Annotated in this window: 10 protein-coding genes; 5 read left to right on the top strand and 5 right to left on the bottom strand. The window is 37.0% G+C overall.

Annotated features, from left to right (window positions below):
- Positions 1-88 precede the first annotated feature (88 nt).
- Complete coding sequence (locus ACFW0C_RS05835) at positions 89-835, bottom strand: SDR family NAD(P)-dependent oxidoreductase (protein WP_378106172.1); 747 nt, start codon at positions 833-835, stop codon at positions 89-91.
- Between the two features lie 358 nt (positions 836-1,193).
- On the opposite strand from ACFW0C_RS05835, the gene gloB reads away from it, so the two are divergent.
- Both gloB and ACFW0C_RS05825 read left to right on the top strand, forming a co-directional pair.
- Positions 1,194-1,901 carry a hydroxyacylglutathione hydrolase gene (gloB, locus tag ACFW0C_RS05830; protein ID WP_378106171.1) on the top strand — a complete coding sequence of 236 codons (708 nt, stop codon included), beginning with the start codon at positions 1,194-1,196 and terminating at the stop codon, positions 1,899-1,901.
- A 356-nt stretch (positions 1,902-2,257) separates the two neighbouring features.
- Complete coding sequence (locus ACFW0C_RS05825; RefSeq protein ID WP_378106170.1) at positions 2,258-3,751, top strand: carbon starvation protein A; 1,494 nt, start codon at positions 2,258-2,260, stop codon at positions 3,749-3,751.
- Between the two features lie 196 nt (positions 3,752-3,947).
- Here the strand turns inward: ACFW0C_RS05825 and ACFW0C_RS05820 are convergent, their stop codons facing one another.
- Positions 3,948-4,652, bottom strand: a complete 705-nt coding sequence (locus ACFW0C_RS05820; RefSeq protein WP_378106168.1) for a VIT1/CCC1 transporter family protein — start codon at positions 4,650-4,652, stop codon at positions 3,948-3,950.
- Between the two features lie 170 nt (positions 4,653-4,822).
- Positions 4,823-5,803, bottom strand: a complete 981-nt coding sequence (locus ACFW0C_RS05815) for a DUF1002 domain-containing protein (RefSeq protein WP_378106167.1) — start codon at positions 5,801-5,803, stop codon at positions 4,823-4,825.
- Positions 5,804-6,315: 512 nt separating this feature from the next.
- On the opposite strand from ACFW0C_RS05815, the gene ACFW0C_RS05810 reads away from it, so the two are divergent.
- The 3 genes from ACFW0C_RS05810 (at position 6,316) to ACFW0C_RS05800 (ending at position 8,600) form a co-directional block, all read left to right on the top strand.
- Positions 6,316-6,810, top strand: coding sequence for an Lrp/AsnC family transcriptional regulator (locus tag ACFW0C_RS05810; RefSeq protein ID WP_016896378.1), 495 nt, complete (start codon positions 6,316-6,318; stop codon positions 6,808-6,810).
- The gene (locus tag ACFW0C_RS05805; RefSeq protein ID WP_378106165.1) at positions 6,807-7,976 is read left to right on the top strand and encodes a pyridoxal phosphate-dependent aminotransferase; all 1,170 of its coding nucleotides are present in this window, start codon (positions 6,807-6,809) and stop codon (positions 7,974-7,976) included. Before ACFW0C_RS05810 ends, ACFW0C_RS05805 begins: the two co-directional genes overlap by 4 nt.
- Positions 7,977-8,057: 81 nt before the next feature.
- A complete protein-coding gene (locus ACFW0C_RS05800) occupies positions 8,058-8,600 on the top strand; it encodes a cysteine hydrolase family protein (RefSeq protein ID WP_378106164.1) in 543 nt (180 codons plus the stop codon).
- Between the two features lie 366 nt (positions 8,601-8,966).
- On the opposite strand, the gene ACFW0C_RS05795 is transcribed toward ACFW0C_RS05800, so the two are convergent.
- Positions 8,967-10,370 carry a glycoside hydrolase family 1 protein gene (locus ACFW0C_RS05795; RefSeq protein ID WP_378106163.1) on the bottom strand — a complete coding sequence of 468 codons (1,404 nt, stop codon included), beginning with the start codon at positions 10,368-10,370 and terminating at the stop codon, positions 8,967-8,969.
- Entirely contained in the window at positions 10,357-12,273 is a 1,917-nt protein-coding gene (locus ACFW0C_RS05790) for a glucose PTS transporter subunit IIA (RefSeq protein WP_378106162.1), read from the bottom strand. The genes ACFW0C_RS05795 and ACFW0C_RS05790 overlap by 14 nt, the downstream gene beginning before the upstream one ends.
- Positions 12,274-12,422: the final 149 nt, after the last annotated feature.

Below are 12,422 nucleotides of genomic sequence, written 5' to 3'. Positions count from 1 at the left end.
GAAGGGTATCGATTAAAAAAATGATAAAAAAAACGGCTAGAAAAGAAAAAAATCTTTTACTAGCCGTATTATCTATATTTAGATTATATTAAGACATTGTCCATCCGCCATCAACTGGCAGAGCATGACCCGTAATGTAAGAAGCTTGATTACTGCCTAAGAATAACGCAGCGTTTGCCACATCATTTGCTTCACCTAGTCGCTTCATAGGGATAGGTGCAACAAAACCTTGGTAAATTTCGTCAATCTCTAACAAATCTTTTGTCATCCCAGTGACTCCAGTCCCAGGACAAATCGCATTGATACGAACGCCAGCTTCTGCATAATCAACAGCCGTCGCACGAGTGAATGAAATGACAGCCCCTTTAGTCGTCGCATACGAAATGGCGTCAGGGAATCCAATAATACCCCCTGCGGAAGCCGTATTAATAATATTTCCCTTTGTTTCTTTTAAATAAGGCATAGCGTACTTACTTGCCAAAAATAAAGCCGTGATATTAACATTTAATGATCGGTTCCAATCATCCATGGATGTGTCTTCCACTGTTCCTGGCGCATAAATTCCAGCATTATTAAACAAGATATCGATTTGTCCATACGTATCAATCGCCGTTTGAATAAAGCGTTTCACATCTGACTCGTTGCTGACATCCGCTTTTACAGCGACTGCCTCACTACCATCTTCTCGAATACCAGCAGCCGTTTGTTTAGCTGTTTCTTCATTATAATCCACTACGACGACTTTTGCGCCTTCTTTAGTATATAATTCTGCAGTTGCACGGCCAAAACCACTGCCAGCTCCAGTAATAATCGCTACTTTATTTTCTAACAACATTTATCTTTCCTTCTTTCACCTTTTGATGAAGTCATTATAACCTGCACTTGTGAAAACATCTACAAAGCTGGCAAATATACTCTTTTAATGAGTGAAAGAAATGTCCATTATTAATGAATTCCTGTACTCGAACAGTTAAAAATACGATAGTCTGATGTGGAGCTGATTGAGTATCCGTAATGATTTTAAAGGTATGACTAACCGCAGAAACAAATGAAACGGGGAACCATATCATAAATAAAACTTGATTCAGTTTGATAAATGGCGATTAGTATGCATGATATGGTAAGATGCAAGAGAAAGATTAGGTTTTATATGGATTATGTTAGGTATACAAGGATTAGTGAGGAGTTTACGTATGAATATTTTCCCGATACATGCATTAGCAGATAATTATATTTGGATGATTGAAGATACAAATAGTGTTGTGATTGTTGACCCGGGTGAAGCAGCAGAAGTTTTATCTTATATTGAAGTAGAAAAACCTAGCAAAATTGCTATTTTATTAACACACAAACATGACGATCATATTGGGGGTGTAGAGGAAATTATCCAGGCCTACCCAGAAACTAATATCTATGGTCCAAATGAAGTGCCAAGTTTTGACGATATGACAATTTTAGAAGATGGTAGCCAGGTAGACATTTTAGGGCACACTGTAACGGCTTTACTGTCAGCTGGCCACACAGAAGGGCATTTGGCTTATGTTGTAGACAATCATTTCCTATTTTCAGGAGATGCCATGTTTTCAGCCGGTTGCGGCCGGGTTTTCACAGGCGACTACCAAGCAGCCTTTGATGCCTTAGAAACTTTTAGCCGTTTAGATGATGACATCGTTGTATTTGCAGGACACGAGTATACCTTAACCAATTTAAAATTCGCACATTCAATATTTCCAGAAAATGAAGTAATTGCTGAAGCCTTAGGGCAAGCAGAAGTTTTAAATGCTGCAAACCATCCTACCTATCCTTCAACTATTGGTAGAGAAAAAATCATTAACATTTTTATGCAAGCGGAAGATGTCACAGCTTTTAAAAATTTAAGAAATTTACGGGATAATTTTTAAAACATTCAATGTGGAAAAATATTATGGAGAGGTAGCGAATGGTAAGCTAGCTCTCTTTTTTATTTACCCTTAGCTACATAAGTACTTGGATTAGTGATGAATACAAATTTGTACTGTATATTGCGTTTTTTATATAAGAGAAGCATGAAGCTGACAAGTGAGAAAATGAAAATGAGGTATGAAAAGGTTTGTATCATAGCGTTTAAATTACTCTTTTTCTCATATTCATAAAAACAGCAATGTACAAATAAATGGCGTGGCAATGATTTCCTTCAAGTAAAATTGACTTGTACATCAGTATAGCGTGATAATATACTGGTGTAACGCTTTCATTGATAAAAAGGGAGGAAATTTTTATGTGGACATTTATATTGGGTGTTGTCGCCTTAATTGTAGGATACTTCACCTATGGTCGCTATATCGAGAAAAACTTTGAGCCAAATCCTGAACGGACAACGCCAGCGGAGGTTTTACAAGATGGCATGGACTTCGTACCAATGCCTAGATGGAAAAACGCAATTATTGAATTATTAAACATCGCTGGTACAGGACCTGTATTTGGACCGATTATGGGTGCTTTATATGGGCCGGTCGCTTATTTGTGGATTGTTTTTGGTTGTATATTTGCTGGGGCGGTTCACGATTACATGTTGGGGATGGTATCTCTTAGAAATAATGGGGCCCAATTACCAGCCTTAGCCGGTAAATACATCAACAAAGGGACAATGCACGTCGTAAACTTATTTGCTTGTTTACTATTATTATTGGTAGGTACTGTATTCGTTTCGTCACCTGCTGCGCTTATTCAAAGCTTGTTGCCAGGTAATGTTGCTTTGATTATCATTATAATCGCTATTTTTATTTACTACATTATTTCAACAGTTTTACCAATTGATCAAGCAATGGGGAAAGTATATCCTTGGTTTGGTGCAATACTCATCATTTCAACTTTAGCAATCGGTTTAACATTAGTCTTTGGAGACCACTCAATGATTGAATTGTCTTCAGCTACTATGGCAAACTTTCATCCTAAAGGCTTGGCTATTTTCCCAGGTATTTTCTTCACTATTTCTTGCGGAGCGATGTCAGGTTTCCATGCAACCCAAGCACCAATGGTATCTCGTACAATGGAAAATGAACGCGAAGGTCGCTTCACTTTCTATGGTATGATGATTGCTGAAGGGGTTATTGCGATGATTTGGGTGGCAGCTTCATTAGCCTTATTCGATGGAGAGACTTTATCAGGTATGATTGATGCAGGGACAGCTTCAGCAGTTGTAAACGCTGTGTCACTAGAATTGTTAGGGCCAGTATTTGGTACTTTAGCCATTATTGGGGTTATTGTACTTCCATTATCATCTGGTCTATCTGCTTTCCGTTCATTACGTATTATCATTGCAGACTATACTCACATGAAACAAGACACATTGCCAAAGATAATGACGATTACTTTACCAATTTATGTTATTTCGTTCTTCCTAACATTCGTAGACTTCAACATGCTATGGCGCTATTTCAACTGGGCCAACCAAGTTACAGCGGTATTAGCTTTACTAGTAACAACACGTTACTTATTCCTAAAAGGTAGAAATTACTTCGTCACACTAGTGCCAGGGGTCTTTATGTTATATGCCGTTGTTGTATACCTATTAAGTGAACCAATTGGCTTTAACCTAGGATTAAGTAATTTATCTTACTGGGGCGGGGCAGCCATTACCTTGGTATTACTTGCTGTTTACTGGCGTCAAGGCGTTAAGCAAAAAGAAGCCATCGATCCAAGTTCAAAACTAATCAATGATCAATTACAAATCAACCAATTATATCCAGAATTGGTTGAGAAACATCACTAATAGGTCAATCTTAAAGCGAACAGATTGACTCATAAAAATGAATTGCCAGCAAATGAGCGTTTGAAAAAAAGCCGAGTAATCATTATTTGATTGCTTGGCTTTTTATTTATACTCACTTACTTGGAGATTATATTTAATAGAAAAAGCGTGTTGTGTCTATTTACAATGGCAAAACGTAATCTCATCTTAAAGAATACTAACTACCCAAAATAAAACCTATCATATAAGCAATTAGTGCAGCTGCACCTCCTACTAATAACATTTCCATACCAGATCGGACCCAGTTAGTTAAAGTTAGCTTTGATTTGATTGCACCTAAAATAAATAGCGTAAGTCCAGTTAAAGTACCAGCAACTATAAAAGTATTCTCCATAAGAAATGTTGAAAAAGAAGCAAAGACATATGCAATCAAAGGAATAAACCCAAACAAAATAAAGGAGAAAAAAGTAATTAAAGCATTAAACATAGGATGCGCTTCTGTTTCTGCGGCGCCAAATATCATGTTTATACGCTCTTGTTCGATTACTTCTGGATATTTAGCTAATGTTTCTGAAATGAGTGAAGCATCTGTTTCTGTAAGCCCTTTGTTTATATAATATTCCTTGAAATCGTTTTGCTCAGATTGAAAATCATATTTGAAATTAGATTGGTGTTGTTCAATTTCTTTAGAGATAAATTCGTTTTCTGACTTAGAAGATAAGTAATCACCGACAGCCATTGAAAGGCCATCCGCTAACAAGTTTGAGAAGCCTAGAACAATTACAATCTTAAAGTCTAAGGCACCGCCAGTAACGCCGGAAACTACTGCAAAAGTTGTTATTATGCCATCTAAACCACCATAGACCATGCTTTTCACATAATCACTATTCATACGAAAATTGAATGGATTAGCTTTGATCATTACAATCCCTCCCTCATACAGCTATTATAGACCTTGACGTTTATTTCAGTCTATGTAGTATAGTGTAAGTGTAGCGATCACCTCATAAAAAAAGTCTCCAAAACTATTTTTTGTTGAGAAAAAAGTAGTTTTGGAGACAATATGGTTTTCTTATGCAAGCGTTTGATTGACTATTCGTTATTGTTTTCCTTGCTATCTGAGAAGTTAGTACCAAAGATGTTATCAATAATGGATAAGATACGGTCCCAAATGCCTACAGCATCTTCTTTTAATTGCTCAGTATCTGCATTTTCAATTGCAGATGAAGCAGAAGCAGCCACATTACTTGCAGCGTCAGATAATGAACTTGCTAAGTTAGATAATTGTGTTTTTTGTTCTTCACTTAACTCAAGGTTTGAGAAGTTTTTCATTTGATTAATAATCGCTTGGATATTGTCTTCAGAAATCACGCCGTCTAAGTTGTAGTTATTCACAACATTATTTACGATAACAGTAATTTCATCCACTGAAATTGAGCCACCATTTTGGTCTTTCAAGTCAGCAATTTGTGCTTTAATATCCGCAATCGCAGCGTTCATGTCGCTATCAGAGTAGCCTTCAGTATCTTCGTTTTCTTGCGTAATTGAAGAAGTTACCGCTAACTCGTCTTGCGCCACTTGACGGGCATCATCATCTAATGAATAGCCAGCATCTTCAAAGGCTTTATAAACACCCGCTAAGGCACCAGAACCATCTACTGTAACAGCAGATGCAACCTTAATATCAACGTCAACTGCACCTGCAGTAATAGCCGCATTCTCATATTGCGCTTCTGTGATATCTGTAATTGTATCAGGTGTTTCGATTTCAACTGTTACGCCACCATTATTATCAGCTGGTGTAATATAAGCTGAAGAATATACTTGGTTGTATGGGTAGCTATCTTGTAATAAGTCGTTTAATTCGTCAACTGCAACTTCGATTTCAGTCGCACCATCTTCAACACCTAATAATTCTTTTGTTTCAGTATATTGGCGCTCATTTAAAGTTTCCCCGTATGTAAACATTGGGTCAATAGCAACCTTATCTGCTAATTTATTTGGTGTAGCTACGGCAAGGCCTAAAGCTAAAACACCACTAGTTAATAAAATTCGTTTTGTAAACTTTTCCATTATTTGTTTCCTCCTACAGACTGATTATGGCCATGAAGGTCCTAGTTGTCGGTGACTCCATTGTATCATTTTTAATTGGAAAGGGTTTTAGGAAACTTTTAACAAGGATATAAAAATTGTTTAAGGAGAAAAAGATTGCGAAAGACGATGATTCTTGTCTAGGCATAATATCATTAGGATGTGAGGGGATGTCGTTAGGTACGAGTATTTCTGAATTTTCATCATTAAAGGAATTTTGGAGAGTTTTGTTTTTTAATTACTAGACTCTGTATTTTTATACCAAAGGTATATGGAAAGCATCATAAGCGAAGGAAGGCTAATGATCTGGTGAAAAGAGCTATTAGCCTTATCACTACAAAAATATTCTATTTCATATATAATAAAATAGTACGTGTCTTTGAAATCGGGGTGAAATCAAAATTTTTTATTAAAAATATTCAAATTAAGTGACAAAAATTCAGTTTAAACGTATGCTTAAGTCTACAAGTTATGTCGTTTTTGGAGGGAAAAAAATGAACATCGAACAGAAAAAAGAATTGCTAGCAATCTTAGCTCAGGATGCTCGATTAGCACCTAAAACTATCGCTAACATGATTGAAGCAAACGAAGAAGAAGTAGTTGCGCAAATCGCTGCTTATGAAAAAGATAATGTGATTGCCGGCTACCACACAATGATCAACTGGGACGTTGCCGATGATAACTTGTTATCAGCAATGGTAGAAGTAAATGTTGATTTACATCATGGTGTATCTTATCAAGATATTGCGGAAACCATTTACCAATATGACCAAGTAGAATCTTTATACTTGATGTCGGGTACTTATGATTTCCTATTATTGACGAAACGATTAACTATGGTTGATATCTCAAAATTTATCTCCAAATTAGCAGCTATCGATGAAGTTAGCGCTACAACAACCCATATTGTAATGAACCGCTATAAAGAACAAGGGGTTGTCTATAAAGATATCAAAGAAGATGGCGGACGTATGGTGATTTCACAATGACAAAATCTCAAAATAAAACCGTTATAGACATGGAACCATCTGGTATCCGACGTTTTTTCGACATTGCCAATGAAATCGAAGGCGTGATTTCGCTTGGTGTAGGGGAGCCTGACTTTCCAACGCCTTGGTCAATTCGTGAAGAAGCGATTCGGGCCATTAGAAAAAGTAAAACTTATTATACTGCCAATGCAGGTTTAATTGAATTGCGTCGTGCAATTTCAAAATATGTAGACCGTAAATATGATTTGAAGTATGATCCAGATACGGAAGTGATTGTCACTGTGGGTGGTTCTGAAGCCATTGACCTTGCTTGTCGTGGGTTAATTAACCCAGGTGATGAGGTATTGTGTATGGACCCTTCATATGTATCGTACACACCATCGATTGCACTTGCAGGCGGGATTCCGGTACCAGTGAAGCTACCAAGTGAGCACGACTTCATTTTACAGCCAGAAAATATTGAAGCATTAATTACAGACAAGACAAAGGCGATTATCTTAAACTATCCAAACAACCCAACAGGGGCAGCGGCAACACGCGAAGAGTTGGAAAAATTGGCTGATGTGATTAAGAAACATGATTTATATGTATTAACGGACGAAATCTATTCTGAAATCTGGTATGCCAAAGATAAATATACGTCAATCGCTTCATTTGAAGGGATGAAAGAACGAACAATCTACATTAACGGGTTTGCTAAAGCCTTCTCAATGACAGGTTGGCGAATTGGTTATCTATGTGGACCGGAAGTTTTAGTGGAACAAATGTTGAAAATTCACCAATTCACAATTATGGCTGCACCAACTGTGTCACAATATGCGTCAGTTGTTGCCTTAGAAGACTGTGATGATGATGTAGAAGCGATGCGGAAGGACTATTTAAAACGTCGTAATTTCCTATTAGGCCGATTCCGGGATATGGGCCTACCTTGTTTCGTGCCACGCGGGGCGTTCTATACCTTCCCTGACATTCGTGAATTTGATATGACCAGTGAAGAATTTGCCTTAGCTCTCCTTGATGCGAAGCAACTGGCTGTTGTGCCAGGTTCTGCATTCGGTGAAGGTGGGGAAGGATTCTTACGTATTTCATATGCTTACTCAATTAAAGAATTGACGATTGCCATGAATAAAATAGAAGAATTCGTTACCGAGCTAAGAAACAAATAAAACAAAGATAAATAGTGCGTATAGAAATGCACATTCATTTTTCAAAGAATTTGTGCACATAACGATTGAGAGGCAGATATCATGGGTAAAGAAGCATTAATCATTGTAGATATGAGTAACGATTTTGTAGCGCCAGACGGATCATTAACCGTTGGCCAACCAGGTCAAGCCATCGTACCTTATATAAAAACCTTGGCAGAAGACTTTATTGGCCGAGGTGATAATGTAGTCGTGGCTATGGATGCCCATCAAATGGATGACCCACATTTTAAATTGTGGCCAGTTCATAACGTGGTTGGGACAGAAGGGCAAGCACTCTATGGTGAATTGCAGGACTGGTTCCAAGCTAACAAAGAGAATGAATTGGTCACATACCTGCCTAAAGAAAATTACAATAGTTTCTTTAATACTGGTTTGGCGGACTTGTTGCTGGATAAAGACGTTGATACAGTTCATGTCGTTGGTGTGGCCACAGATATTTGTGTTTTCAATACAGTTAGTGGGGCGGATGCTTATGGTTTTCAAACGAAAGTCCATGCGAATGGCGTTGCCACCTTTACTGATCTAGGGGACATCATGCTTGAACATATGACACGGTGTTTCCACACTGAAATCATCCAATAATAATTGTCTCGCAAAGTTTGCATAAAAATTGTTCTATTAATAAATAGGTCATGAATTTTTCTTCTTTCAAGTATAACGTGGTGTTTTACTTTATATTAGGAAATCATGGCCTTTTTAGATGCACAAAATAATAGTTGTTCGTAACTTTTAGATAATTTTCACCAACACTATTTAAAACCAACCAAAAACTCGACGCCAGCTGACGTCGAGTTTTTGCTATCCTAGGTACTATTTGTAATCTATACCTCTTGTGTAGGTGTTTGAGGCATTCTAAATCTTCCATAGACGCTTCATTCTTACAGTACTAGCAGTCCTATGATGATGCCAGATAAGCCTACAGGATATGAATAGGTTGTTTGTTAAGAACTATAAGTTGTGACCATTAGACTTTATAACGTCTTGGTACCAATAATAACTATCTTTTGGAATACGACGGAGATCTTTCTCGTCGAAATCAGTGCGATCTATATATACGAGACCATAACGTTTCTTAAAACCTTGATGTGAGCTTAATATGTCGATTATCGACCAAACATTATATCCAAAGACGTCAACACCATCTTTAATAGCATCTTCAATTGCTAGAAGGTGAGATTTAATATAATCAATACGATATCCATCGTGAACCTTGTCATTAACTAGATTATCTGCAGTTCCTAAGCCATTCTCTGTGATAATAAGGGGCTTCTTATATTTGTTCCAATAATCATTTAAGGCAATTCTTAAACCAGAAGGGTCAATTTGAGCACCGTATTCAGACTCCTTTAAGTTCTCATTTTTCAGAATTTCCCAATATCCGTACATGTTGTAATCTACGATATTAAAGCCTTCGATTTTTTCACCTTTGATATGGTTGGCGTCAGCAGGTAAGTGTCTTGAGGTTAAAGTACGGTAGTAATTCACTGTAATGAAGTCAACAACAGACTCGGATAAACTTACAACATCTTCTTCAGAAATATTAGGCATGCGGTTAGTTTCTTTGAGGTACTCTAAGTAATAATTTGGATAAGCCCCGTTTACATGAGTATCGATACAGTAATCTGTTTTGAGGCGGTTATTCCAAATAGCTGACATCACATCTTCAGGTTTATTCGTAGCTGGGTAAGTCACTGTGGCTGATATAGAAGGCCCAACACTTCCACCATCAACTAATTGCTTACATAATTTAGAAGATTTTGCATAGGCTAGAAACATATGGTGGTCCATAATCACTCTAAGCTTTTCAGCTTCTTCCCCTGTAGCATCGTAAATATTCATTCTTTCATTAACTCGGACCATTAAATTCTGTTCGTTATTAATCTGCCATTTTTTTACGCGATCACCGAAAGCTTGATAGCAAGTTTCAGCATAGTTTACAAAAGCCTCGGTAGTTTTGTAAGAAGCCCAACCATTGTATTTTTCGACTAAAGAGAAGGGGAGGTCGAAATGGTATAACGTGATAAAAGGCTCAATATTATTCGCTATCAATTCATCGATAACATTGTTATAAAAATCAATCCCTTTTTCATTTACTTTACCATCACCCTCTGGAAAAATTCGGGCCCAAGATATAGAGAATCGGTACATTTTTAAACCTAGCTCTTTCATAAGTTGAATATCTTCTTTATAACGGTGATAAAAATCACTAGCGACTTTAGTGTCAGCTTGTTTGTTACTTTTTTTAAATGAATTATAATCGGCTACCGTAAGTCCTTTACCATCTTCATTCCAAGCTCCTTCGATTTGAAAAGCGGATGAGCTGGCACCCCAATAAAAATTATTTGGAAACATTAGATCCTCCTTCTAAGGTAAATACACTATCTTGATTTGTTATTGTTTGATTACTTTGAATACCGTGTAATTTAAATTCTTCATTATTCGTAATGATTGTAAAAACGGTGGTGTCGTATCCAGCTTCTTGAATCGCTTTGATATTGAAGTTAGCTAACAACTGATACTGTTCGACATAATCACCAACCTTAACATGACTTTGGAAATGTTGACCATTCAATTCAACCGTATTGATACCGATATGAATCAACAATTCTATACCATCATCTAATTTTAGGCCAAACGCATGGTTAGTTGGGAAGACAGCAACAACCTCACCAGAAGCAGGAGCTAAAACGATGCCTTCTGAAGGGCTGATAGCAATACCTTCACCAAGTAAATTATTGGCAAATGCTGGATCATTTACAGTATTAATCGGTCTAATTACACCTTCAACTGGTGCAACTATATTAACCTGATTAAATTTTCCGCTGGTAGTTTTTTCGTCTGTAGAGCTATTCGATGATGAATTAGAAACCGGGATGTCCTCAAAACCTATCACATAAGTTAATGCGGTTGCCCCAGTGAAAGCAACTAAGCATCCCACAAGATAGTATACGAAAGGATTCAGGCCAAATGCTGCATATGTAAATATAGTTAGAATACCATTATTAGCAAAGGCATCACCATATACATTCCCATAGCCCATAATAGCGCCACCGAGAGCACCTGAAATTACTGCACTAATCATAGGTTTTTTTAGACGGAGGTTAGCCCCATATATGGCAGGTTCTGTAATGCCAACTAAGATTGCAGAAATAAAGGCAGAATAACTGATACTTTTTAAGTCTTTATTCTTTGTTTTCAACGCTACCCCTAGAACGGCGCCACCTTGGGCAAAGTTGGCAGCTCCAGCAAATGCGAGGAGATTTTGTCTACCTGTTAAAGCAACATCGTTCAGTCCAACTGGTAAAAGTGCACGATGGGCTCCGAAGATAACGAAAACAGCCCATAAACCTCCAACCATAGCACCACCTAACGTTGGACTGAAATCAATAATAGCGTTATATGTAGTTTGAATCATATTACCCAGATATATTCCAATAGGTCCTGTAACAGATAACATAATTGGTAGCATAATAATGACAGACAATCCTGGAACTAATATAATTTGAAGAATCTCAGGTGTAACTTTCTTTAAAACCTTTTCTAAAAAGTAGAGTGCTATTACAGTTAAAATGATAGGGATAACAGATTCTACATACGAAAATACCCGCACATTATCTCCAGTTCCCCATGCACCTTTAATAAAGGGTAGTCCGAAAATTGAGGTTTGGGTTTGATAATCTAACATCATCTCATTGATTTGTGGATATACAAGAAATCCACCTAATAGCATTGCCGTAAATTTATCAGTTTTTAAAGCTTTTGCAGTTGTGTAAGCCAAAAAGATCGGCATAAAGTAGAAGATAATTTGACTAGCGGCAAATAATAAAATGTAAGTATCAGATGTCGAAATGTCTATAGAAAAATATATTGACAACAGCATATTTGCAGCAGTTAGTAATCCTTTAATTAGCCCTGAAGCGGCAATAGCAGGTACAATTGGGGTGAAAATTTGTGTAATTAGGATGAGCGTTCTATCTAAGACTGATTTTTGAACGTCCTCAGTCTGAAGATCATCGAGTGCCTCTTGAACAGCGTTAAATACTTCCTCAACTTTACTTCCTATGACAACTTGATATTGCCCACCACTATAGACAGTTGAAATCACCCCCTCAACTTGGTTAAGCAAATCACTATCCGCCTTATCTTTATCTTTTAACTCGAATCTTAAACGAGTGAAACAGTGGGTTAAGTCATTGATATTTTCTTTACCACCCACACCCTTTATTATATCGCGACCAATTTTATTGTAATCCATATACGATACTTCCTTCCCGAAGATTTATCAGAAGTATAGCATATCGGTTTCTTAATTTTACAAAAACGCTTTATATTGACAATTATTTCATGAATTCAAAAAATAACGCACTCTTCAAATAGTTACTCTAACATAAACGCAAAATATAC

Origin of the sequence: Aerococcus sp. NPDC058936 (assembly GCF_042741995.1) — a bacterium.
Classification (GTDB): domain Bacteria; phylum Bacillota; class Bacilli; order Lactobacillales; family Aerococcaceae; genus Aerococcus.
Note: the sequence above shows the minus strand (reverse complement) of the source record. Positions and strands in the feature narration are given on the sequence as shown.